At 72.8% G+C, this 24905-nt stretch carries 16 protein-coding genes; 7 read left to right on the forward strand and 9 right to left on the reverse strand.

From position 1 onward, the window contains the following. The first annotated feature begins 26 nt into the window (after positions 1 to 26). From LZG04_RS26730 to LZG04_RS26755, 6 genes are all read left to right on the forward strand, one after another. Positions 27 to 851 carry an SDR family NAD(P)-dependent oxidoreductase gene (locus LZG04_RS26730; RefSeq protein ID WP_233821696.1) on the forward strand — a complete coding sequence of 275 codons (825 nt, stop codon included), beginning with the start codon at positions 27 to 29 and terminating at the stop codon, positions 849 to 851. 47 nt (positions 852 to 898) lie between these two features. Further along, a complete protein-coding gene (locus LZG04_RS26735) occupies positions 899 to 2245 on the forward strand; it encodes an acyltransferase domain-containing protein (RefSeq protein WP_233821698.1) in 1347 nt (448 codons plus the stop codon). After that, entirely contained in the window at positions 2242 to 7803 is a 5562-nt protein-coding gene (locus tag LZG04_RS26740) for an SDR family oxidoreductase (RefSeq protein ID WP_233821700.1), read from the forward strand. The genes LZG04_RS26735 and LZG04_RS26740 overlap by 4 nt, the downstream gene beginning before the upstream one ends. Beyond that, positions 7790 to 9532 carry an acyl-CoA dehydrogenase gene (locus LZG04_RS42700; RefSeq protein WP_233821703.1) on the forward strand — a complete coding sequence of 581 codons (1743 nt, stop codon included), beginning with the start codon at positions 7790 to 7792 and terminating at the stop codon, positions 9530 to 9532. The genes LZG04_RS26740 and LZG04_RS42700 overlap by 14 nt, the downstream gene beginning before the upstream one ends. 165 nt (positions 9533 to 9697) lie before the next feature. Beyond that, the gene (locus LZG04_RS26750; protein ID WP_233821704.1) at positions 9698 to 10066 is read left to right on the forward strand and encodes a response regulator transcription factor; all 369 of its coding nucleotides are present in this window, start codon (positions 9698 to 9700) and stop codon (positions 10064 to 10066) included. After that, the gene (locus LZG04_RS26755; protein ID WP_233821706.1) at positions 10063 to 11028 is read left to right on the forward strand and encodes an alpha/beta hydrolase; all 966 of its coding nucleotides are present in this window, start codon (positions 10063 to 10065) and stop codon (positions 11026 to 11028) included. Before LZG04_RS26750 ends, LZG04_RS26755 begins: the two co-directional genes overlap by 4 nt. 347 nt (positions 11029 to 11375) lie before the next feature. Here the strand turns inward: LZG04_RS26755 and LZG04_RS26760 are convergent, their stop codons facing one another. The 9 genes from LZG04_RS26760 to LZG04_RS26800 all read right to left on the reverse strand — a co-directional run bounded on the left by LZG04_RS26760 (position 11376) and on the right by LZG04_RS26800 (position 21877). Further along, positions 11376 to 12137: a hypothetical protein gene (locus LZG04_RS26760; protein ID WP_233821708.1), complete on the reverse strand. Its 762-nt coding sequence runs from the start codon at positions 12135 to 12137 to the stop codon at positions 11376 to 11378. 26 nt (positions 12138 to 12163) lie between these two features. Continuing rightward, entirely contained in the window at positions 12164 to 14344 is a 2181-nt protein-coding gene (locus tag LZG04_RS26765; RefSeq protein ID WP_233821710.1) for an MMPL family transporter, read from the reverse strand. Between the two features lie 39 nt (positions 14345 to 14383). Beyond that, the gene (locus LZG04_RS26770; RefSeq protein ID WP_233821713.1) at positions 14384 to 15733 is read right to left on the reverse strand and encodes a hypothetical protein; all 1350 of its coding nucleotides are present in this window, start codon (positions 15731 to 15733) and stop codon (positions 14384 to 14386) included. 31 nt (positions 15734 to 15764) lie between these two features. Next, positions 15765 to 16691 (reverse strand): hypothetical protein, encoded by a 927-nt coding sequence (locus LZG04_RS26775; RefSeq protein WP_233821715.1) that lies wholly within the window; start codon positions 16689 to 16691, stop codon positions 15765 to 15767. A gap of 26 nt (positions 16692 to 16717) precedes the next feature. Beyond that, positions 16718 to 17206: a type II toxin-antitoxin system RatA family toxin gene (locus LZG04_RS26780; protein WP_233821717.1), complete on the reverse strand. Its 489-nt coding sequence runs from the start codon at positions 17204 to 17206 to the stop codon at positions 16718 to 16720. A gap of 1 nt (position 17207) precedes the next feature. Further along, positions 17208 to 18488, reverse strand: coding sequence for an aspartate aminotransferase family protein (locus LZG04_RS26785; protein ID WP_233821719.1), 1281 nt, complete (start codon positions 18486 to 18488; stop codon positions 17208 to 17210). A 29-nt stretch (positions 18489 to 18517) separates the two neighbouring features. Further along, positions 18518 to 19648 carry an acyl-CoA dehydrogenase family protein gene (locus LZG04_RS26790; protein ID WP_233821722.1) on the reverse strand — a complete coding sequence of 377 codons (1131 nt, stop codon included), beginning with the start codon at positions 19646 to 19648 and terminating at the stop codon, positions 18518 to 18520. Continuing rightward, positions 19645 to 21249: an aldehyde dehydrogenase gene (locus tag LZG04_RS26795; RefSeq protein ID WP_233821723.1), complete on the reverse strand. Its 1605-nt coding sequence runs from the start codon at positions 21247 to 21249 to the stop codon at positions 19645 to 19647. Before LZG04_RS26795 ends, LZG04_RS26790 begins: the two co-directional genes overlap by 4 nt. A gap of 208 nt (positions 21250 to 21457) precedes the next feature. Then, positions 21458 to 21877 carry a helix-turn-helix transcriptional regulator gene (locus LZG04_RS26800; RefSeq protein WP_233821725.1) on the reverse strand — a complete coding sequence of 140 codons (420 nt, stop codon included), beginning with the start codon at positions 21875 to 21877 and terminating at the stop codon, positions 21458 to 21460. A 1258-nt stretch (positions 21878 to 23135) separates the two neighbouring features. Between LZG04_RS26800 and LZG04_RS26805 the strand changes: the two genes are divergently transcribed. After that, positions 23136 to 24896, forward strand: coding sequence for a sugar-binding protein (locus tag LZG04_RS26805; protein ID WP_233821727.1), 1761 nt, complete (start codon positions 23136 to 23138; stop codon positions 24894 to 24896). Positions 24897 to 24905: the final 9 nt, after the last annotated feature.

The raw sequence follows: 24905 nt of genomic DNA on the forward strand, positions 1-24905 counted from the left end.
CCCGCGCACCGCGAACCGGAGGACCCATGGCGTCCGCGTTGGACTCGTTCGACCTGAAGGGCAAGACGGCACTCGTGACCGGGGCGTCAAGGGGGATCGGCAGGGCGATCGCCACCGGGTTGGCCGAGGCGGGCGCGGACGTCGCGCTGCTCGCGCGCAACACGACCGAGCTCGAGCGCCTGGCCGGGGAGGTGGAGGCACTGGGCCGCCGGGCGCTCGTCCTCACCTGCGACGTCAACGACGGCGACCAGATCCGCCGGGCCGCGCGGTCGACGTTCGCGGAGTTCGGCGCCCTGGACGTCCTGGTCAACAACGCGGGGGGCATCGGTCACGCCGGCCCGTTCCTGGATCTGGGGTTCGACGACTGGACGCGGGTGCTGCGGCTGAACCTGGAATCCACCGTCCACGCCTGCCACGTGTTCGGCGCGCACATGGTCGAGCGCGGCGGCGGCTCGGTCATCAACGTCTCGTCGATCGCCGGCCTCGGGGGCACCCCCATGCTCGCGCACTACGCCGTCACCAAGGCCGCCGTCATCTCGCTGACGCGGACGCTGGCCGCCGAGTGGGCTGCCGCGGGGGTGCGGGTGAACGCCCTGGCGCCGGGCTGGGTGCGGACCGACCTGACCAGCACCTTCTTCGCCGACCCCGACGCGAGCGCGGGGCTGTTGGCGGCGGTGCCCTCCGGCGCGTTCGGCGACCCGTCGGACGTGGTCGGGTCGGTGGTCTACCTGGCCGGTGACGCCTCGCGCGGTGTCACCGGCAGCTGCCTGGTCGCCGACGGCGGCACGACCTGCTACGTCGGCGGGCCGCAGCTCCTCGGCTTCCTCCAGCACGGTCGCATCCCCGTCTGAGCCCACCACGGATACCTCCGGAGGCCCCACCAGTGTCCGATCGTCCCGTGCTCCTGTTCCCCGGTCTCGGCGGGTACTCCCCGGGAGTGCTCCGGCAGGCCAAGACCTCCCACGGCGAGGTCGACGCCGTCTTCGACGAGATCGACGCCGCCGCCGCGCGGCTCGACGTGCCGTCGGTGTCGGCGGCCTTGTTCGACGGCGAGCCGCGCCCGATCCGCGAGCTGCTCGCCGAACCGGCCGAGGTGCTCCAATTGGTCATCTTCGGCGTCTCCGTGGCCGTGCACCGCATCCTCGTCGCGCGAGGGGTGACGCCCCGGCTGCTCGTTGGCCACAGCTTCGGGGAGATGGCGGCGCTGGTCGCGGCCGGGGCGTTCACGCTGGCCGACGGGGTGCGGCTGGTGTGCGCCAGGGCGGCGGCGCTCAGGCCCTGGGAAGGCCGGGGCGGGATGGCCGCGATCGGCGTGGACGAGGCGACCGCGGGCCACGTCGCCGGGGTGCTGGACGAGCCGGACCTGGTGGTGGCCTGCCTGAACGCACCGCGCCAGACCGTGCTCGCGGGTCCGCTGCCGGCACTGGACCGCGCCGAGCGGCTCGCGGCGAACCTCGACCTGCTGTTCGCACGCCTGCACCTGCCCTACGCGTCGCACCACCCGTCGATGCGACCGGCGGTGGCCGACTTCGTGGCGAGGATGGGCGGGATCCGCCAACAGCCGTTGGAGCTGGCGGTCTACTCGCCCGTCCACGGCCGCCGCTACACCGATGACGACGACCTGAAGTGGGCGCTGGCCGAGTGCCTGGTGCGCCCGGTGCGGTTCACCGACGCCGTTCGGGAGTTGCACGCCAAGGGCTGCGTCACCTTCATCGAGAGCGGCGCGCTCAACGCCCTGACCAAGTGCGTCGAGCAGACGGTGCCCGACGTGCGTGCCGTCGCCCCGCTGGTCGACCCCGACCAGGAGGACGCGGGCCTGCGCGCCGCGGCCGACCCCACCGCACCGCCACCGACGCGCACGTCCCGCAACGGGCAGCCGTCGTCCACCTCCGCACCGGCGCGGACTTCCCCGCCTGCCGAGGCACAGGTGGTCGGGGTGGTCGGTGATCCCGCCCCCGTCGCACCGGAGGCACCTCCCGCGCCCGCGGCGACCGACCGGCGCCGGGTTCTCGCGGAGTTGCGCGAGCTGTACGCCGACGCGCTGGAGTACCCGGCCGACCTGCTGACCGAGGACGCCCTGCTGGAGGCCGAGCTGGGCGTCGACTCGCTGAAGCAGACCTCGCTGCTGGGCCGGGTCGTCGAGCGGTTCGGCCTGACCGATCGCCCGGCGGAGCTGCCGGTGTGGGAGCTGCCGACGCTCGGCCGCATCGCCGACTACGTCACCACGTCGGGGGCATCGCGATGAGCGGCGAGTTCGCGGGCCGGGTCGTCCTCGTCACCGGAGGCGCACGCGGGGTGGGCAGGGCGGTCACCACGGCGTTCGCCCACCGGGGCGCACACGTGATCGTCAACTACTTCCACGCCACCGCGGAGGCTCCCCGGTTGGTCGAGGAGCTGATCGCCCGGGGCTGGTCGGCGGAGGCAGTACGCGCGTCGGTTGCCCTCGGAGACCAGGTCGACACGATGTTCGACGAGGTGCAGCGGCGGCACGGCGCGGTCGACGTGCTGGTGAACAACGCCGCGGCCGGCGCGCTGCTCCCCCTGGACCGGCTGCACGAGTCGCACTGGCAGCGGGCAGTTGACACGAACCTGCGCGGCAGCCTGCGGTGCGCCCGGCGCGCGGCGCGCCTGATGGTCCGCCGCGGTGGTGGAGCGATCGTGAACCTGTCCTCGATCGGCAGCTCGCTCGTGATCGGGGACTACGCCACCGTGGGCACCACGAAGGCCGCCGTGGAAGCGCTGACGCGTTACCTGGCGGTGGAGTTCGCCCCCGACGGCATCCGGGTCAACACGGCCTCCGGTGGCCTGCTGGACGGCGCGGTCGCCGGCCTGTTCCCCGACGCCGAGCGGTTGGCCGAGCGGGTGCGGGAGGCGACACCCCTCGGGCACCGTCTCGGGCGCGAGGAGGAACTGGCCGAGCTGGTGGTGTTCCTCGCCTCGCCGGCCGCGTCCTGGATCACCGGGCAGACGGTGGTGGCCGACGGCGGGCTCTCCCTCGGCGCCGCGATGCTCGCACCACCACGCGGTGCCACGGCCCCGCCGTCGACCTCTCCGGCGGTGGAACGCGGCTCGGCCGCAACGGCGGCACCGGAGAAACCGGTGGCCCGGGCGCACCCGCGGGACGACGCGGTGGCAGTGGTGGGCATCGGCGTGGTGACCCCCGGCGCGAACGACCCGGGCGAGCTGTGGCGGCTGCTGTCGGACGGGCGGAACGTCTTCCGCCGTCCCGTGCTGTTCGACGTGACGTCCTTCCACGCGACCGACCCTGCGGCCGAGGACCGGACCTACTCCCCGGAGTCGGGGTTCATCACCGACTTCCGCCCCCACCCGCGCCTGGCGGCCGAACTGGCGGGTGACCCGGCGCTGAGCCGGGAGGCCACCACGTTGTGGCTGCGCCACTGCCTGCACGCGGCGCTGGAGCGCGTCGGCAGGTCGGCGGGCGACCGCTGCTTCGCGGCGTTCGGCTACACCGCCGACGGCAGCCAGGACCTCGAATCGCACCTCGTGCTGACCGGCTACCTCGGCCGCGTCGCCGATCGCCTGCCGGCAGACGCCGTGCGCGTGCTGCGGGAGCGCTACGACCGCCTGGGCCAACCGCCGCACGAGTTCCTGCCCCACCGGGTCGGCCGCAACGCCATCGCGGGGCTGCTGCCGGACGCCACGGAGCTGGTCATGGTGGACACCGCGTGCTCCTCCTCGCTCTACGCCCTGGACCTCGGCGTCAAGGCCCTGCGGGAAGGCAGCGCCGACCTGGCCGTCTGCGGCGGCGCGTTCGCCTACAGCGCGCGCAACCTGGTGCTGTTCTCCAAGCTCCAAGGGCTCTCCCGATCGGGCACGGTGCGCTGCTTCGACCGCGCGGCGGACGGCGTTCTGTTCTCCGACGGCGCCGGCGCCGTGGTGCTCAAGCGGCTGGACCGCGCGCACGCCGACGGTGACCGGGTGCTCGGCGTCGTCGAGGGCATCGGGCTGGCGGGCGACGGCCGGGGCAAGGCCATCTACGCGCCCAACGCCGAGGGCCAGGCCCTGGCCCTGCGCCGGGCCTACCGCGCCGCCGGGGTCGACCCGGTCGATGTCGGCTGGGTCGTCGCCCACGCGACCGGGACCCGTGCGGGCGACAGCACGGAGGTGGCCGCCCTGCGGGAGGTCGCCGGGCACGGTGGCCCGGCGCTGCTGTCGTCCAACAAGGCCGTGGTCGGGCACACCGGTTGGGCCGCGGGGCTGGTCTCGCTCAGCCAGGCGCTGTCCGGCCTGGCCCGCGGCGAGGCGCCCGCGCAGCCGTACCTGCGCGATCCCATCGACGCCGTCGCCGAGAGCCGGTTCACGCCGCCGACCGCGGTGGCGGCACGCGCGGTGCCCGCGGGACGGGACGGCACCCGTCGGGTGGGCATCTCGTCGTTCGGGTTCGGCGGCACCGACGCGCACCTCGTGCTCGGCGAGGACCGGCCCGACCGGCCGGGTGGCGGCACCTCGGTGGTGGAGGAGGAGGTCGTGGTCGTGGGGTGGGCGGTCGACGTGCCCGGTGGCGACCCGACCGGCTGGCTGCGCGGCGCCGCACCCGCGCCGCCCGTGACCTTCGGCGACGACTACCCGTTGCCGGGGTGGCAGGAGGTGAAGCTGCCACCCGCCACCCTGCGCGGCATGGACCGCACGCAGATCATGGTGCTGCGCGCGGCGGCGGCGCTGCCCGCCGAGGTCGGCGCGGTGCTGGGGGAGCTGCACGACACCACCGGTGTCGTGGTCGGGCACATGGGCCCCACGCGCCGCGCGGTCCACTACGCGCTGCGCTGCTACCTGGGCGACCTCGACCGCGCGCTCGTGGACCACACGGCTTCCGACGCCGACCTGGCCGAGTCGCTGGACCGGCTGACCGCCGACGTGCGATCCCTGGTGCCCGCCGCCACCGAGGACTCCTTCCCCGGCATCATGCCGAACATCATCGCCTCGCGCCTGGCCGCCGTCCGCGACTTCCGCGGCCTCAACGCGACCCTCGACGGCGGCCCCGATTCCAGCCTGGACGCCCTGCGCGCGGCCGAGCGCTACCTGCGGCACGGCGACCTCGACGCCGCCGTGGTCGCCGGTGTCAACGGCAACACCACCGCGGAGTACCGGCGACTGCTGACCTCGACCGGCGAGACCGACGCCCCGGCCGAAGGCGCCTTCCTGGTCGTGCTCGTCCGCGGGTCGATCGCCCGGCGGCACTCGCTGCCCGTCCTGTGCCGGCTGCGCACCCGCTTCGGCCCGACCGATCCGGCCACCAGGCCCCGCCGGCACGCGCCGCTGGCCGGCTCGGGCCGCACCTACCTCGGAGCCGATGCGCTGCTGGCCGTCGTGGCCCGGCTGGCCGGCGGGCACGCCGAGGCGACGGTGGGTTCGGCGGCGGACGTCGGCACCCAGGTCGACCTCACCGTGCCGTCCGCGGCCCCGCCAGAGGCCCCGGGCTGGTCCGCGCCCACCGGAACGGCGCTGACCCGGGTGACGCCTCGGCTGAGCCCGGCCGCGCCGCGTCGCGTCCGGTCGCCGCTGCCGTCGGTGCCGCCCGGCAGCCTGGTCGTGCTCTCGCACCCGGACCTGGTGGACGGAGTCGAGCTGCCCCGGGACGCGCGCGTCGTCGTCGCGCCCTCGGCCGCGGGAGGCGGCCTGCCGACCACCGCGAAGCTGACCGCGCTGCTGCCGCCCGACGAGGCGCCGTTCGAGCACGTCCGCGTCCTGGCCCGGGTGGACGGGGACGGCCCGGCACCGGCGGACCTCTCGGCTCTCGACCGGCTTCGCGCAGTGCACGACCTCGCGTTCCTCGCGGCCAAGAGGTGGCGCGGGCGGAAGAGTTCGTCCTACGCGGTGCTGATCACGGGAGCCGTCCGCGCGGCCGCGCCCCACCCGGCGGCCGGCCTGTTCACCGGGCTGGTCAAGGCGCTGGCTCGCGAGACGCCGAACGCCCTGGTGTTCGCCGTCGTCACCGACCTGACGGACCCGCCGGCGAGCCTGGACCTGCTCGCCCGGGAATCGGCCAGGGCGCACGACCTGGCCGTGGTGGTCCACGCGGCCGGGCGGCGCCTGGAGCACCGGCTGGTCGCGGACCCCGGACCGACCGCGGACGGCGCCCTGCCGCGCGGCGGGATCGTCGTGGCGGCGGGCGGCACCAGGGGGTTGACCGCCCGGCTCCTGATGCGGCTGGCCGAGGAGAGCGCCCCGGAGGCGGTGTACCTGCTGGGCCGCCACGCCCCCGAAGCCGAGGCACTGCCCACTCGTGCGGAGTTCCTGTCGCAGCGGCGCAAACAGGATCCGGCGTCGTCGGTGGCGAGCCTGTCGGCCGAGTACGACCACCGCGCGGCGGCGGCGGAGACCGCGCGTACCGTCGGTGACCTGGCCGCGATCCTCGGCAGCGATCGGGTCCGCTTCATCCGCTGCGACCTCACCGACCCCGCGCAGACCGCGGCGGCCGTCGACCGGGTGTTCACCGCGCACCACCGAGTCGACCTGCTGGTCAACGCGGCCGGCAGGCACGTCGGCGGGCGCGTGGCCACCACCTCCCTCCACACCGCTCGCGGGGTGCGCGACACGAAGGTGCTCGCCTACCTCAACCTGTGCGCCGCGTTCGCGCACCGCCGTCCCGACCGCTGGCTCAACATCGGCTCCCTGCTGGCGGTCCTGGGCTGGCCGGGGGAGGCGGACTACTGCTCGGCCAACGAGGTCCTCGGCCTCGCGGCGCACTGGCGGGACGCCGGTCCGGGCGGTCGTGAGACCACGTTCGCCTCGCCGCTGTGGGAGCAGTCCGGGTTCGCCGCCGAACCGGTCGTGCGGGACCTGCTGCGCAGGCAGGGCGCCCTCACCGGCGTGTCGGACCGGGAGGGCGTCGACCTGGTCCTGCGCGAGCTGCGCCGGGGCCTGCCCGATCCGGAGGTGACCCACCTCGGGAGCGCGGAACGGCGGTTGCTCGTCACCACCCGCCGGCACGCGCTGGAGGTCGCGCCGGAGCCCGGCGGGCGCGCGCTGCTCTGGCGTCCCGACCCCGACGAGGACGGCTACTTCCGGCACCACCGGCTGCACGGCGCGCCGACGTTGCCGGGCGCGTGGATCGCCGAGCTCGCGGTGGCCGCGAGCCTGCGCGGTGACCGCGACGGTGTGCCGGTGGCGGTTTCCGACCTGGTGTTCCACGCTCCGCTGGCCGTCCTGGGCCGAGCCGGGCGCACGTGCTCGGTCGAGGCGTCCGACACCGGTGACGACCGGATGCGGGTGCGCGTGCTGGCCGACGTCGTCGCGCCCGACGGACGGCTGCTCGTCGGCGGACGCCCGCACGCCGCCGCCGTGGTGGAGTTCGCCGCGCGGCACCTGAGCCCCGCACCCGGCAGCGCGCCGACGACACCTCTGCCGGAGACGGTCTTCCACTACGGCGCGACCGGTCCGGTGGTGCTCGACCCGCCGTTCGCCTGCCTCGCGGAGGTGCGTGCCGACGCGCACCGCGCCCGGGCGCGGTTCCGCCCCTCCTTGGGGCGGTGGGCCGAGCGGCTGGCGGGGCTGCGCCTGCCGGTGCTGCTGGTCGACGCCCTGATCCAGTGCGCGCTGATCGCCGACCGACGCGACGGGGACGATCCGCTGCCGATTCCGACCGGGGTGGAGCGGGTCGAGTGGTACACGGGCGCCAACGACGTCGAACTGCTCGACCGGCACGGCGACGGCATCACCGTGGCCGCCGCCGACGGTGATGCGGTGGCCTCGGCTCCCGACGGCACGCCTTTGGTGCGGTTGACCGGGGTTCGCGCCGCGGGCAACACGACCTCGAAGGAGGTGAGCCGTGCCGGTCGATGACGACTTCCGCGACGTGCTGGCGACGCTGTTCCGGCACGAGGTGTTCCGACCCCGCGGCGGCATGGACTACCAGGAGCGCTGCGAGCTGACCTACGAGAGGCTCCGCGTCGTCGGCGAGCACCTGCCACCGGGCAGCGCCCTGCTGCGGGACCTGCCCAAGCTGTTCACCACCCTCGAATGGGCCGCGGTGGCCGATCCACCGCTGTTCCTGGCGCTGACCCTGCACGTGTGCCTCAGCCTCGGCGCGATCGTCGAGTTCGGTGACGAGCGAGCCGAACAGCACGTGCGCGAGTTGGACGACATGTCGAGCTTCGGGGCGCTGCTCGTCACGGAGCTGGGCCGGGGCAACAGCCACCTCGGCATCCGGACCACCGCGGAGCACGACGTCGCCACCGGGGAGTTCGTGCTGCGCACCCCCGACGAGGCCGCGCGCAAGTTCATGCCCAACGTGGGGCTGGCGCACGTGCCGAAGACCGGCGTGGTCTATGCCAGGCTCCGAACCGGGGGCCGTGACCACGGCGTGTTCCCGTTCGTCACCCCGATCCGCACCGCCGACGGCACACCGGACGGCGTGCGCGTGGTCCCGTTGCCCGAGGCCCCGCTGTTGCCCTTGGACTACGCGCTCATCGAGTTCGACGGCCTGCGCCTGCCCGGTGCCGCGCTGCTGGCCGACGACGCCCGCTTCGACGCCGACGGGGTGTTCGACGACCCGCTCGGAGGTGCGGACCGCCGGCTGAGACGGTCGCTCGACATCCGGCACAACGCCTGGGTGGCCTCGTCGGCGGCGCTGGCCGCCGTGGCCCGTGCCGGTGTCGTGAACGCGCTGCGCCACGCCCGGAACCGGCTCACGGTGTCGCAGTTCGCCGGCGAGCGTGTCGTCCTCGACCACCGCGCCCAGCAGCGACCGCTCTTCGGCGCGCTGGCGGACTGCTACGCCCTGACCCGCCTGGTCGAGCGGGTCAAGGCCGCGCGCACCCGGTCGCAGACCGGCGAGCGCGTCCCGGACGGTTCCGCCTGGACGGCCGGACCGGCGTTGAACCGCACCTACGGCCTGGTCAAAGCGGTCGCGAGCACCCTGACCGGTGACATCGTGACCACGTGCGGGCTCCGGTGCGGTGCGCACGGAGTGTTCGCCACCGGCCGGTGGGTCGACTACCAGGGACTGGCGCACATGCTGGGTCCGGCCGCGGGGGACGGTTACCTCATCGTCCTCGAAGCCGCCCGCGGCATGGCCGCCGGCGACCACTACGAACCCCCGCTGCGCGAAGACGTCGCCGATGTGGACCTGTCCGCCCCCGCGTCGTGGGCCCGTCTCGCCCGCGCGCGCGAGCGCCTGCTGCACGAACGCCTGGTGGACCGGATGCGCCTGGCCGCCAGGCGGGGGCAGCAGGGCTTCGAGGCGTGGAACAACCGCAGCCACCTGGGCACGGAGCTGGCCGAAGCGCACGTGGCACGCCTGATGCTCGAAGCGGTCGCGGAGGCGCCCGCGAGCTCGTCGGCCGGCTCGGCGACACGCCTGGCGGATGCGCTGAGCGCGATGCACGCGGTGCGCGAGCTGTCCCGGCACGCCGCCTTCCACCTCCGCGAAGGGCTGATCACCGCCGAGCAGCTCGATGGGCTGGCCGAGCGCGAGCACGACCTGTGCGACCGCGTCCTGACCGACCTCGACGCCGCGCCACTGCTGCTGGACGTGCCAGAAGAACTGCTCCACCATCCCGTGCATCGTTGAAACACAATTTTTCGGCACCGTTGCCGACGGTTGACGGTATTCCCCTCGATATGTCACACGCGACTTGCGTCACGGCCGAACGGGGGATTCTTCCGTGTCGAAGACGTGAGACGATCTCACCCGGGAAGAAGGTTTCGAAGTCTCGACCCTTAAGGAGTTCCTCGTATGTCGACCACCTCCTCCGGGGAGGGTGAGAAACGAAGTCGGGACATAGTGGAACTGCTCCGTCGTTTACAAGCGCACCAGCAGGAGGCACAGCAGCTGCTCGCTCTCGCAGAGCAGATCAGCAAGTTGGCGCCCGTGGAGGGGCAGTCGGCGATGTGCGGTCGGAAAGCGGCGCGCGCTCAATTCACCGAACGTGAGAAGAACGTGGTCGACCTGCTCACCCAAGGCATGTCGAATCGCACGATCGCCCGGGCGCTCGACATCTCGGAACGGACGGTGAAGAACCACCTCAACTCGATCTTCCACAAATTGGGCGTCGCCGACCGGACCCAAGCGGTGATCGCCCTCATGCGCGGAGCGGAGGAATGACCGGGCCAACCCGCGAGCCGCGGTCGTCGGCGGTCGAACGCCGCGCGATCACCTTCACCGCCGGCCCGACGCGGTACGACGGCGACCTCTACCTCCCGCACCGGCGAACCGGTGGGCTCGTGTGCGTCGTGATGGCCAACGGGTACGGCGGCACGCGCGACCTCGGCCTGCCGCGCTACGCCGAGCGGTTCGCCGCGCACGGATTGGCGGCGTTGACGTTCGACTACGCCGGGTTCGGTTCCAGCGGCGGCCACCCCCGGCTCGTGGTCGACCCCGCCCGGCAGCTAACCGACTACCGGGCCGCGGTGGAGTTCGCGCGGACCTGCGCCGGCGTCGACCGGGAGCGGATCGTGCTGTGGGGCGTCTCGTTGGGCGCGGGCCTCGGCCTCGACCTCGCGGCGCACGACCGCCGAGTCGCCGCCGTGATCGCGTTGACGCCCTTCACCGGTCTGACCTTCGGCGCCCTGTCACGCGGCCGGGCACCGGCTGTGCTCCGCCTGGTCGCGACCGCGCTGCTCGACGCCGTGCGCAGGCCGTTCGGCGTGGGTGCCCTCACCGTGCCCGTGGTCGGCACCCCGGCCCAAGGGGCGCTGATAACCGATCCGGAAGACCACGAGGTCGTGCTCAGGCTCGCCGAGCGGGCACCGCTGTGGCGCAACGAGATCGCCGCCCGCGGCGTGCTCTCCTTGCCGCGGTACCGGCCGGGCAGGTTCGCGAGACGACTGCCCGTGCCCGTGCCGGTGCTCGTCGGGATCGGGCGGCACGACACCGCGGTCTCCTCGGCCAAGGCGGCGGTCGTGGCGGCCCGAGCGCCGCGAGGTGAGCTGCGCCGTTATGCGGCCGGCCACTTCACCTGCTTCGAAGGCCGGGCGTTCGAACTGGCCGTGACCGACCAGATCGCCTTCCTGCGCAGGCACGTACTGGGTCGGGACCGCTTCGTCGCCGGTAGAGGAGCGCCGTGACGAGGTGGCCGGTCAGCCGATCAGACGGAACCTGCGGTGGTGACCGGTCTCGCGGTGCCGGGTGGGTGCCTCGGGCCGCTCGTCGCGCCGGGGCACCGGTGCGTGCCTCCTGCCGGTGCCGGCGTCCATCAGCCAGTGCGTTGTCGGGGATGTCGCAGTCCAACGGCTACCTGCCGGCCGCCGGACCGGTGGTCTTCGGCCTGCTGCGCACCGCGAGCGGTGGGTGGCAGGTCACGATCGCCGGCTCGTGGTCGTGGCGGCGGCGGTGCGGACGGTGGTTGCCCTGGTGGCCGGCGGGGGACCGGGCGCGCCGCCGGCGGCCAGGGTGCTGCTGGCGTTGGGTGCCCCTAACGCACACGTCCCACGCGGAAGTCGTTGCCGTGGTAGCGGGCCAGCAGGCTGTCCATCATGGTGTTGAAGAAACGCCGGTAGGCGCTCTCGGTGACCAAGGTCTTGAACCACGTCCACCGGTCCATGCGGGACAGTGCCATCAGCGGCGGGATCGGGAAGTTCTGGCACGCCAGGAAGGCGGCGATCGTGCCCCGGCCGTCGGGCGTGCGGCGGAACGACGTGTACCCGTCGTCGCACACGGCCGAGCCGTTCGGGCTGTGCACGGTCAGCATCCACACCCGCTGCTCGTCCGGCCCGTACTCGACCTTCTCCAGCTTGTAGACGTCGAGGTTCTCCTTGCCGAAGTACGCCGCGTAGTTCGGCTGGGGCAGGGCGACCACGCGCACGCCCTGGTGCACGGACCGGTCCCGCTCGTCGCGCTTCACCACTCGCGTCGTGACGCCGAGCGAGTCGCGGTAGAACTCGCCGATGTGGCTGATGTCCACCCTGGACACGAAGTCGTCGAACGGCACGTCGAACGTCCGCTCGCCGTAGAACAGCACGGTGTCGGCCAGGTGCACCCAGCGCATGCCCCGGCGGTCGAGCGGCACCGCCTCCAGTTGCCGCTCCACGTCCTGCAACTGCGGGATGATCTTCTCGTAGTCGGCCTCGTGGTAGAGGTCCAGGTCGATGTCGAAGGACGGCTCCACCCGGTCCACCGTGGGCTTGGCGAAGACGATCCGCGTCGCGCGGGCGACGGCCGAGAGGATTGAGGGCACGGTCGGCGCAACCTTTCGGGTAGGGGTCAGACCAGGTCGTCGGAAGAGGACGCGCGCCCGCTCACGACCTCGGGGCGGCGCTGCGCCGGCGGGGCGGGCCGCGGGGTCGTCGAGGACGGGAACCACCAGTTCCAGCGGCCCATGAGCTGCATGCTCGCGGGCACCAGGACGCCGCGGACCACCGTGGCGTCGATCAGCACGGCGAACGCGAGCCCCACGCCGAGCTGCTTGAGCGGCGTCACGTCCGACAGCGCGAACCCGAAGAACACCGCGATCATGATCGCCGCGGCGCTGCTGATCACCCGCCCGGTGCGCGCCACGCCGTCGATGATCGACCCGGTGTTGTCCCCGCTGCCCCGGAACAGCTCGGCGATGCGGGAGATGAGGATGACCTCGTAGTCGGTCGACAGCGCGATGACGATGGCGACGATCGTGATGGGCACGATCGGGTGCAGGTCGGCGGGGTCCGACCAGCCGATCAGCGCCGCGCCCACCTCGGTGGTGGACAGCAGCAGCAGGCCGCCGGTGCTCGCGCCCAGCGACACCACCACGAGCAGCACGGCCTTGATCGGCAGCACGATCGACCGCATCGCCACCACGAGCAGGAGCAGCACCAGCCCGAGCAGCACGGCCAGCATCAGCGGCAGGCTCGCGAACAGGGCGTCGGTGGCGTCGATGCGCATCGCGGTCTCGCCGCCCACCTCGTACACCACGCCGTCGAGCTGCCCGCGCAGGTCACCGTCCCGCAGGCTGCGCACCAGGTCGTGCGTGCGGTCGTCGGACGGGCTGTGCACCGTCGCCACGCTCACCCGGTAGACCTCGGGCCGGTCCAGCGGCACGGGCACCGCCGCACGCACCTCGGGATCGCCGGACACCACCTGCGCCACGCGTTCGGCCTGCGTCCGGGCGGTGTCCGCGGTCGCCCGCACGACGACCTCGACGGGCGAGATGACACCCGGCCCGTAGGCGGCCGCGGCGGCCTCGGTGGCCCGCCGCACCTGCGAGTCGGACGGCATCGCGCTCGCCGACGGCAGGTCCACCCGGTCGGCGAGGTCCAGCGCGGGCACGCAGAACAACGCCATCAGCACGGTCGCGCCGACCAGCCAGCGGCCGGGCCGGTCGGTCACCCGCTTGCCCCAGCGCGCCCAGAAACCGGACACCTCGGCGTCCACCACCACCGCGCCGCCGGACGCGAGCAGCCGTTCCCGGTCCTTCTTGCGCAGGATGCGCAGGCCCAGCATCCGCAGCACGATCGGGGCGCCGACGAGCGCGGCCACGATCGCCGCCACCGTCACCAGGATCATGCCCAGCCCGGCGGTGCGGATGGCCCGCGAGTCGACCAGGAACATGGTCGCCTCGGCCACCAAGACCGTGATCCCGGACCACGCGATGGCCGTGCCGGTGGTGCGCATGGCGTGCCGGACCGAGTCGTCCACGCCCATCCCGCGCAGCAACGACTCGCGCACCCGCTGGACGAGGAACATCGCGTAGTCGACGGCGAGCGCGAGGCCCACCATCGACGCCGCGTTCGTGACGTACTCCGAGAACGGGATGCCGTACGCCAGCGCGCCCGCCGCGCCCAGGCCGCCGACCAGCGCGGACAGGCCGATGACGAGCGGGACGACGGTGGCCCACAGCGCGCCGAAGGTGAGCAGCAGGACCACCAGGACGATGGGCAGGCCCACCTGCTCGGCCCGCAGCAGGTCGCTGCGCGAGAGCTGGACCAGCTCCTCCCGGTGGGCGCCGTACCCGCCGAGGAACACCTCGCTGCCCTCGGCGCCCAGCCCGTCCTCGTCGTGGAGCAGCTTGTTCGCCACGTCGATCGAGCCGTCGACGCCGCCGGTGGCGGAGACGCCGAGGACCACGATCGGCCCGGAGCCCGGGTCGGGCGGCGGCAGCGGCAACGGCTCGACCTCGCGGACCCCTTCGGTGCCCGCGATGGCCGCGGTGATCGGCTCCAGCGCGCGCCGACCTTCCGCGTCACCGCCCGCCGCCCGACCCGTGACGACGACGAACAGCGACGGCACGCCGTTCGCGCTCAGCTCCCGCGCGACCGCCTCGGCCTGGCTCGACTCCGACGCCTCGCCGCCGGGCACCGCGCGGCCCTCCAGCCCGAGGGCGAAGAAGCCGCCGACGACGGCCAGCAGCACCCAGGCGACCAGCACGGGTTTGCTGTTGCGGAACAGGAAGTCGGTGAGGCGGTCCATCGGGGTGGCTCCTGGTGGGTCGCTGAGGTGGTCCGGCCGCTAGCGCGGCGCGCTGGGGCGTTGCTTGGCCCGCGGTTGCCGCGGCGCGCGCGGAGGCTTCGCCGAGGGCTGCTCCGGCGTCGCCACCGGCGGCCGCGTGGTCAACAGTGCCCGTTCACGCGGGTCCGCCGCGACCCTCGGCGGGCTGATGAGGGTGCTGTGGTGGAAGCCCAGCCGGGGATCGCTCCACCACCGCAGGCCGCTGTCGAACTCCTGCAGCTCCGGCATCCGCACCTGGAGCCGGACGGTGTTCTCCGGGTAGTTGTAGACGGTGACCTGGTTCAGCCCCCGGTTCGCGGTGAACAGCAGCGACTGGTCGGCGGAGAGCTGGCAGGCGTACACCGAGTCGACCATCGCGCCCCGGGCCACCCGCAGCGCCCGCAGGTAGTGGTGCCCCTGCGTGATGGCCGACCCGCGGCTGAACGTGTCCACGAGCGTGCGCGCGACCTGGCGACCGGCCCGGAGCTGGGCGCGCAGGCTCGGCCGCTCGTCGAGCACCCGGAACGTCGTGAAGCTCGCCAGGTCGATCATCACGATCGTCCCGCTGGCCCCGTTGCAGTAGATCAGCTCCCGGTCGGAGATGCACACGTCGGAGTTGATGTGCGCGGGCGTGTCGTGCCCGGCCGACCAGTGCCGCAGCACCTGGCCGGTCTCCGCGTCGATCTCGAACGCGTACTCCTTGAACTGGGCGATGCTCCACTCGTGCCAGTCCCGGCCGTCCTGCGGGTTGACCCGGAACGACAGGGCGTAGAAGCGGTCCTCCACCGGGTGCGCCACCACGTGCCAGCAGGTCGCGGGCAGCGCCACCCGGCGCGCGGTGCGGGTGTGCAGGTCGAAGATGCCGACCTCGCACGCCTCGCCGCGCCCCGGGTGGTCCATGCCGCCGTAGACCAGGTAGCGCCCCGACGCCGTGGTCTTCATCGCGTGCGGCAGCTTCACGCCGTGGTCGCCCAGCCGCTCGGCCTTGTCCAGCCGCTGGAGGTCGGTCAACCACAGGCCGTCGCCCATCGCGGCGACGGCCTGCGTGTCGTTGATCCACGCGACGTGCGTGCTGCCCTTGATCGACGAGTCGGTCGGCTCGAACCGCAGCGTGGAGATCCGCTGGATCTCCTCGCCGTTCGCCGCGTCGTAGAACATCAGGTGCTGGCCGGTGCTGCCGAGGAAGCCGACCCGCCGGTCCGGGCTCACGCTGACCGCGTGGCCGCCCGCCATCCCGTCGTAGTACTCGACGTCGTAGGCGTACCGGCCGCTCTGCGGGTCGTACCGGAAGATGCAGACACCGGCCCGTCCCTCCAGCCCGTTGAGGCCGTTGCCGTCGAGGGCGATGTGGAACGCGTACGGGTACTCCATCAGACCTCCTCTCTCGTCACCGGTGGGTCGTTCAGCGGCGCTTCGCGGCCCGGCGGCGGCTGCGCAGGTAGAGGGCGGCGCCGACGAGGCCGGCCGCGGCCGCGACGCGCTTGGCGGACCCCTTGCCGCGGTTGGGGCGGCCGATGCCGATCTCCTGGCCCTCGTAGCGGGCGATGATGTTGTCGACGGTGTCGTTCCAGAAGTCCATGTAGGCGGCTTCGGTGAGCTTGGTGCGGAACCACTCCCAGCGGTCCAGCCGCAGCGCGACCATGACCCGGGGCCGCGGGAACGCCTGGCGGGCCACGAACACGATGTCCGTGCCGCCGCCCGCGGCGCGGCGGAACCCGAGGTAGCCGTCGTCGGCGGAGGTGGAGGCGTTGGGGCTGCACACCGTCCGCATCCAGTTGCGGACCTCGTCCTGCTCGTAGGTCATGTGCTCGAGCTTGTAGACGTCGAGCTCGTCCTTGCCGAGGAACGCGGTGTAGTTCGGCTGCGCCAGCGCGGCGATCCGCTCGATCTGCAACGTCGGGCGGCCGGCCGAGTCGCGCTGCACCACCTGGGTGTTGATGCCCAGCACGTCGCGGAACGCGTCGCCGACGCGGCTGATGTCCACCCGGGACACGAACTCGTCGTAGTCCATCTCGAAGTGGCGGATGCCGTAGAACAGCACGGCGTCGTCCTCGTGGATCCACCGGACGCCGTCGCTGTTGAGCGGCACGTCCTCCAGCAGCTTCTGCCAGCGCTCCGCGGAGCTGGTGTCGTAGTGGAACTCGGGGGAGCGGTACTCCTCCAGGTCGAGCTTCACCGGCAGCCGCTTGCGCGACAGGGTGGACTTGGCGAGCGCGATCTGGGTGGCGCGGAACAGCTGCTTCGGCGCGAGGTCGGTGAGCAGCTTGCCCTCCGGCACCGTGTTCGCCGCGGCGTGGGCCCGGTACAGGGCACTGCGGGCGTTGCCCATGGTCTTCTCCTCCTGCGGTTGGTCGGTCAGGCGCTGACGGCGGCGGCTTGGCGCTCGGGGACGACGGCGCCCTGGGGGAACTCGGCGGCGTCGCCGAACAGGCCGATCAGGATCAGCTGGATGACGTCGCTCAGCACGCGCTCGGCGACCGGTTCGACGATGCTGGCCAGCGAGGGCACGCCGAAGTCGAAGTCGGTGATGAACGCGGTCCGGACGCCTTCGGGCGTGGGGTCGAGCACCCAGCCACCGGAGAACTCGTCGAAGTCCCCGTCGGTCTGGTCGAAGTCCAGCCGCAGCTCGTCGCGGCGGAACCAGTCCCGCTCGGTCCACTGGAGCAGGCCGTTGCGGAACTCGACCACCCAGTGGCTGACGGTGGTGCCGTCGGGTGACGTCTCCATGTCGACCGAGCGGACGATGTCGACCAGCTCGGCGTAGTGGCGGAAGTCGGCGAGGGTGTCGAAGACCGTCCCGGCGTCGACACCCCGGATGAACGCGTGGACCTCTACGTGGCGCACTTCAGCTTGCTCCTGTCGAATCGGCGGTCGGGTAGCGCGCCGAGAGCTCGGCACAGGCGCCGTCGAACGCGGAGAGCAGGAAGTCGACGTCGTCGTCGGTCAGCACGGCCGGCGGCGTGAACCGGAGCACGGCCCCGGCGTTGAGCGAGTAGTTCACGATCAGGTGGCGGTCGACCAGCTCGGCCAGCAGCGCACCGGCCAGGCCGGGGCCCGCCATGTCGACGCCGATGAGCAGGCCGACGCCCCGGACCTCCCGCACCAGGTGCGGGCAGCGCCGGTCGACGACCTCCCGCATCCCGGTCAGCAGGGTCTCGCCGAGCACGGCCGCGCGTCCGACGAGGCCGTCCTGCTCGATGGCCTCCACGGCGGCGCGGGCGGCGGCCATCGCGATGGGCGCGCCGGAGAACGTCGAGGTGTGGATGAACGGGTCCTTGGCGAACGCCTTGAACACGGCGGGCGTCGCGACCATCGCGGACACCGGGACGATCCCGCCGGACAGGCCCTTGCCGACCAGCATGATGTCCGGGGTGACGCCCTCCCGGTCGGCGCCCCACCACGTGCCGAGCCGGCCCATGCCGGTCTGGATCTCGTCGAGGACCATCAGCGCGCCGTGCTGGTCGCAGATCGCCCGCACGTCGCGCAGGTAGCCCTCGGGCGGGATGACCACGCCGCCCTCGCCCTGGATCGGCTCCAGCACCACGCACGCCCGCGGACCGCCGGCCAGCTCGGCGGCGAGCGCGTCGGCGTCGCCGAACGGCACGTGGCTGACGTCGGGCAGCAGCGGGCGGAACGGGTCCTGGTAGAGGCCGTTGGCGGTGACGGAGAGCGCGCCGAGCGTCTTGCCGTGGTAGCCGCCGGTGGTGGACACCAGGCGGGTGCGGCCCAGCGTGCGGGCGAGCTTGATGGCCGCCTCGGTGGCCTCGGCGCCGGAACCGGCGAAGTGCACGTGCGCGAGGCCGTCCGGCACGACCCGGCCCAGCGCCGCCGCGGCCCGTGCCGCCTCCGGCTCCAGCAGGATGCGGCTCGCGATGGGGTTGGTCCTGATCTGGCGGATCACGGCCTCTTCCACGTGCGGGTGGCGCGCGCCGTGGATGAGGACGCCGTAGCCGCCGGCGTTGAGGTAGCGCCCGCCGTCGGAGGTCTCGATCCACGCGCCCCGCGAGGCCACCTCCATCTGCGTGCCGAAGACCTCGGAGATCTTGGCGCGGCCGCGGGAGAGGTGGCGGCGGTACAGGTCGAGCACTTCCCGGTGGTCGAGCGCCTGCCCGACTGTCGCTGTCACGTGTTCTCCTCGATGTCCCGGGTGGGCGGTCAGTCGATGACGACCGGACGGCCGGAGAACCACCCGAGGAGGGCGTCCGCCGAGCTGTGCCGGGACGGTGGGTGGAAGCCGATGGCGTTGGACGCGGCGGCGAGGTAGCCGACCTCGGGCGAGCTCGCGAACGCCATGCCGCCCAGCAGCTCCACCGCCTTGGCGGTGGTGGCGCGGACGGTGTCGGCGACGGTGAACCGGGCGATCAGCGCGCGGGCCAGGCCGTCGTTGCCGCCGTCGCCGTCGTCCAGGTTGCGCGCCGCGCCGTCGAGCGCCAGGGCCGCGCCCTCGACCGCCATGCCGAGCCCGAGCCGTTCGTGCGCCGGACCGCGCCCCGCGGTGAGCACCCGCTCCACGAGGTTCATCGCCACGCCGAGGTAGCAGGCCGTCACCAGCAGCTCGAACCAGACGAAGCCGAGGGTCTGCAGGTCGTCCAGCTCGCCGTCCAGGCCGGTGGTCAGCTCGACGATGAGGTCGGGGTGCACCTCCACGTCCCGCAGGACGACGGAGTCGGACTCCGCGCCCGCCAGCACCGGGGAACCCCAGAACGGCGTGACGGAGATGCCCGGCGCGGCGGCCGGGATCAGCGCGATGCCCGTCCGGGTGCCCTGCTCCGGGTGCTCCAGCGCGACGCTCGCGGTGAGCAGGTCCATCGAACGGGACAGGCTGCACGGCTGCTTGCGGCCGCTGACCCGCCAGTTCGCGCCGTCCCAGACGCCCTTCATGGTCGGCGTCAGGATGCCGCTGGACGTGCGACCCTCGGCGAAGCCGGACGCCATGAGCCGCTGGTCGCGGGCGACCCCGTCGAGCAGCATCCACTCCAGGCCGGTGCTGGACTCGGCCAGCGCGACCAGGCTCGCCACCGAGAACTGGTGCATGGTGGTGGCGACCGCCAGCGACGGCGAGCGCGCGGCCAGGGCGCGGGTGACGCGGACGGCGTCCACCGCGGACGCGCCGCCGCCGCCGTGCACGGTGGGGATGAGCAGCCCTGCCCCGCCCGCCGACTTGTACAGGCCGATCCCCGGGCTGTCCGGCGACTCCAGCTCCATCAGCGCGATGGACGCGAGCTTGTCGTCCAGGCCGGGCAGGTGGCGTTCGCACGCCTCGCGTTCCCGCGACAGCAACCTCATCGCACGACCTCCGCCGACGCCGCGGACTCGAACACCGCGGTGCGCGGCTGGACGCCCTCGGCGATGCTGATGCCCTGCAGGTGCGACGTGCGCAGCAGCGGGTAGTTCAGCTCGCCGAACGGGCCACCGGTCAGGCCGGTGCCGCCGTGCGTCGACAGGCAGGGCACGAAACCGATGTGCGAGTCGTTGACCTTGAGCAGGCCGCCGTTGGTCACCCTGGACGCCACCGCCTCGATCACCTCCGGGTCGGTCGTCCACAGGGAGTTGCGCAGGCCGTACCGGTTGCCGTTGAGGAACGCGATGACCTCGTCGAGCAGCGTGCCGTCGTCCTCGGTCGGCACGACCACGGGCAGCAGCGGGAAGAACGTCTCCTCGCGCACCGCCGACAGATCTCGTGCCCCGGCGAGGCCGTCGACGCGCAGCACGGTCGGCGCGATGAACGGCCCGGTGTCCGACGCGGTGCCGTCCAGCTCGACGCGGTGCCCGCCGGTCATCACCCGGGCGCCCGCCGCGGTGGCCTCGTTGAGGTGGTTGAAGTAGTCGTCGGTGCGCATCACCGGCGACAGCAGCACTTCCGGGTCCTCCGGGTAGCCGGGCCGGATCTTCGCGGCCAGGCTCGCCAGCCGTGCCAGCAGCCGGTCGGCCACGTCGGGGTGCACCACGGCGTACTTGGGCACCATGCAGATCTGGCCGGAGCCGAAGAAGCTCTCGGTCAGCGCCTCGGCGGCCAGGTCCAGGTCGGCGTCCTTCCACACGACGCAGCCGTCGTTGCCGGCCAGCTCCAGCACGGGCTTCTTGCCGCGCGCCACGGCGTCCTGGCCGATCTGGATGCCGCGCTCGCTGCCGCCGAAGAAGAAGATGTCGTCGACCAGCGGGCTCTCCAGCCACTGGTTCATGATCTTGTTGGGGTGGCCGCAGACGAGGCTGAGGGTGCCGGCCGGCGCGCCCAGCTCCTCCAGGATCGGCGCGACGATCTCGCGCCACACGAACATCACGCCGTAGGGCGAGCTGCGGGGCGCCTTGACCACCAGCGAGTTGCCCGCGACCAGCGCGGGGACGCCGAGGACCGAGTTGGACGCGGCGGCGTTCTGCGGCGGGCTGAGCACCACGACGCCGTCGGGCTTGCGCACCAGGACGAGCGTGCGCGGGCCGATCCGGTGCTCCTCGCGCATCTGCCTGCGCCACAGGTCGAGCGTCTCGGGCGCGGTGCCCTGCAGGACGCCGGCGATCTCCCACTCCGCCAACCGGCGCGGGTGGCCCTCGGCGACCAGGACGTCGACGAACTCCTCTCGCCGCCGCAACACCTCTTCGTGCACGCGCTCCGCGAGCCGCATGCGGGTCTCGAGCGGGAACGCGCCCCACGCCGGCCCCGCTTCCCTGGCCCGTTCGAGGGCTTCCCGCAGGTGGTCCTCGCTCGTCAACGCGCAGCGGGCCACGATGTCGGGCAGCGAATCCCCGTCGTCGCGCTTGCCCCGTTCGAGTTCCCGCTTCACCTTCAGGTTCGGCAGGAAGTCGGCCAGCAGCGCGGACGCCCTGACGGTGTAGACCCAGGATTCGGAGAGAACATCAGCACCGGCGATATAGGACCCGTAGGAACGCATGACAAAGAGACCCCCATCCGGTCGTGCCACTCCACAAACGTGAAACCAGCCTGCCGGTCGACCGGGGCGGGATCAATGGAACTTTGGTCCAATACAGGTGACCGTGGTTTCGCGCCGCGTCACTACCGCACGAGCGCGGTCCGCGGCGACCCCCGATGCCACATTGCAACGAGGGCCTAACCTACTCGCGAATTAAATCAACCGACGTTCAGGCGGACTCTCCGTGCCCGGTCGGTGACGCGCCGGGAATGTGCGAGCCGACCGGGGTCGACCCGGCACAGGTCCACTGGAACACGAGCGAGACGAGCCCGGCCTGAAGTCGCGACTCGACCACGAGCTTGGCCATCACCTGGGCGACATGGGCCTTCACCGTGCGTTCGGCGACGTTCAACCGGCTCGCGATCGTGCGGTTGGAGGCGCCTGCCCCGAGCAGCAGCAGCACCTCGCGTTCGCGCACCGACAGCAGGTCGACCCGGTCCAGCAGCGTGCGCCAGGTCGTGCGGTCGCCCGGTAAGCCGGGCTCGAAGGGCAGGGCGGTGAACACCTCCCGCCCGGCGGACCGGGGTCGGAACGGCAGCACCGAGACCGACGGGGCGTCGGACCCGGGGTAGTGCACTTCGTTACTCACGTCAAGCCTTCCATCTTCAGCAACACGCGGCGGAGAGGTTGCGGAACACCCGCCTGCCCGACTCGCGGGAGGGCGGATTCCTGGACGGCTGCCTGAAAACTTCAGGCAATGAAGGATAATTCCCACTCGCCGCACCGGCCGACCCGGCGCGGGTCGGACAATGGCGGCCATGCGGTCGTTCGTTCGAACAGCACAGAACGCCGTGCGGACACGTACCCCCCAATCGAACCGACCGCGGCGACCATCAACGCGATGGTCGCACCACTTTTGGTGGCGCCGCCGGATCATCCGTTTTGTGCATCTTTGACGACGCCTCCCCGGCCGTCAACGAAGTGTCGCCGGATCGCGCCGACCGGGCTCACCCGGGCGAGTCGGCGGCCACCTGACCGCCAATACCCGCGATCGGCCACATGGAGCATCCGCGTGGCCGGGCAGGCCCCACCACGTGCGGACGCCCCGCGGGCCGCGCCGCTCGTCCGCTCGACGGACGCCTTCGGGAATCCGTACTGCGTCGGCCGAACGGACGCGGGGTGTCAAACCGGACGCCGACCGCCATGCCACCTCGCCAGGAATCGCACACACGGGAACCAGAGTCCGCCGCACGGCCCCTGATACATATCACCAGGGTGAGACCTGCGTCACGCGACCTGCACGGTGCTCCGGATTTCCTGACCGATCCTCGGATCGACGGGCACCGGGCGTGCCGCCGGACGGGGTGCGGCCCTGGCGGGGGCGACGAAACGACGATGTCGGCCTCGTCCCGGATGCCGGCCAGTCGCTGGACGCAAGGCTGCACGTCCACGGTCGCGCAGTCGTTCGGGGTGGCCGTCCTGTTGTTCAGGTCGAGCGCTTGGCAGGCGCGCCAGGGCATGTGCCCGATCGTGATCGTGCCGCCGATGACCTCGAGGGCCTGGAACAGGTCGCCCTGGCTGTGGTCGGCGGCCCGTCAACTGTCCGGATCACGGGAAGCCGCGGTGCCGGCGTCACCGCGGCCACTCGCGGGACAGGTCGACGACACCGAACGGGGTGGCCGAACGAGGCCGTCGGGTCGTGCCGGTGTCCGCGCACCGGGCGCACCGTGACCCGCAGGGGTGTTCCGGGGCACGACCGGGTTCGGAGCCGGGTCGGCCGGTGGCCGGTGCGCGAACCTGGGCTCCGGTGACGGTCACCCGCCGATCGCCGCAGCGGCCGACTCCGCCTTGTGGGGAGAACAATGCATAGTCCCGGGAGAACGCGCATCCTTCGTGGTCGGATCGGCTTGCTCGGCGCACTCGTGTGCGCGGCCTCGTGGGTCGTCGTCGCACCGGTCGCGGCGCAGCCGCCAGGACCGCTCCAGCGCGCCCACGTCGACGTGTTGTTCATCGGGGCGCACCCGGACGACGAGTTCCAGTCGCTGGCGGCGTTCGGCCAGTGGATCGAGGACGACCGCCTGCGCGTGGCCGTGGCGACGATCACCCGGGGCGAGGGCGGTGGCAACGCCGTCGGGCCGGAGGAGGGCGCGCCGCTGGGGTTGTTGCGGGAGAAGGAGGAACGCCGAGCGGTGGGGTTCGTCGGCATCAGGGACGTGTACTACCTGGACAAGCCCGATTTCTGGTACACGCTGTCCGCGCCGTTGACCGCCTCGGTGTGGGACGGGCCGCCGCAGCGGGCCGACACGCTGGAACGGCTCGTGCGGTTGATCCGGGCGACCACGCCGAAGGTGGTGGTGACGATGGACCCCCGTCCGTTCAACCAGCACGGTGCCCACCAGTTGGCCGGGCGGTTGGCGACCGAGGCGTTCCTGCGGGCGGGCGACGCCAACGCCTTCGGCGACCAGATCACCGGCGAGGGGTACCGGCCCTGGCAGGCCGACCGGTTGCTCGCGCAGTACTGGGACTACCCCGGACCGACCGGCCGTGGCTGTGCGACGGCGAACCTGACCGACCCCCGCACCGGCCTGCCGCTGCGAGGCGTGTGGGAGGGCACCTGGTCCAAGCGGTACAACAGGACTTGGGCGCAACGCGAGCGCGACGCCGCCAGGGTGTACGTCTCGCAGGGGTTCGGCGCGCTGCCCAAGCGGATCGACACCCCGAGGGAGGAGCTGGGCTGCGACTGGTTCACCGTGCTGGCCGACGGCGGCGAGCCCGTCCCACCGCGCTCGAACCCGGAGCCCAAGCCGCTCTACGACGAGTTCGCGCGGTGGGCGGCCGGGATCGGGATGCCGTGGCTGGCCACCCGGGCGCAACCGGACTACCCCGCCAACCCGGCCACCACCGTCGAGCAGGCCGCCAGGAAGCCGGTCGTTGACGGCAAGTTCGACGAAGGCGAGTACCCCGGCACCGGGCTGCGCCTCGGGTACTGGCAGGGAACGCCGTGCAAGGACGAGAACGACTGCTCGGCCACCGTGCACCTGTCCCGCCACGGCGACGACCTGTACGCGTTCTTCGACGTCACCGACGACGTGCGCGGTACGGCGCTGCCGTCGAGCGACTGCAAGCGGCACTGGCGCACCGACTCGGTGGAGCTGACCGTGGACCCGCGCGGCCGGTCCGACGACACGTCCACCACCTACAAGCTCGCCGTGCTGCCGTTCACCTCGGACGACGGCTCGTGCGCGGCCAGGGACGCCGACCAGCACCAAGGCCCGGCGGACGGCGTCGAGCACGCGTCGGTCCCGCGGGACACCGGCTACACGGTCGAGGTGAGGATCCCGGTCACCGCGCTGCCGGCCCGGGTCGACCCCGACGCGATGACGGTCAACCTGCTGCTCTACGACTCCGACACCCAGGACAAGGTCGGCAAGACCCGGCTCGCGTGGTCGCCGTTCGGCAGCGCGCAGGCCGACCCGTACGCGTGGGGGTTGGCCGAGCTGCCGTCCTACACCCCGCCGGCCCGCGCTCAAGCCGCACCGGTCATCCCCACCGAAGCCGCGTCGAGCTGCGACTCCTTCGCGTCGAGGTGGCAAAGCCGTCGCACCGGCGTCCCGCTGGGTGCGGGCCGCCCGCCGGTGTCCTGCGGTCGACCCACCCACGACAGGTGACGGCGATCG

Source organism: Saccharothrix sp. S26, assembly GCF_021390395.1.
Lineage (GTDB): Bacteria > Actinomycetota > Actinomycetes > Mycobacteriales > Pseudonocardiaceae > Actinosynnema.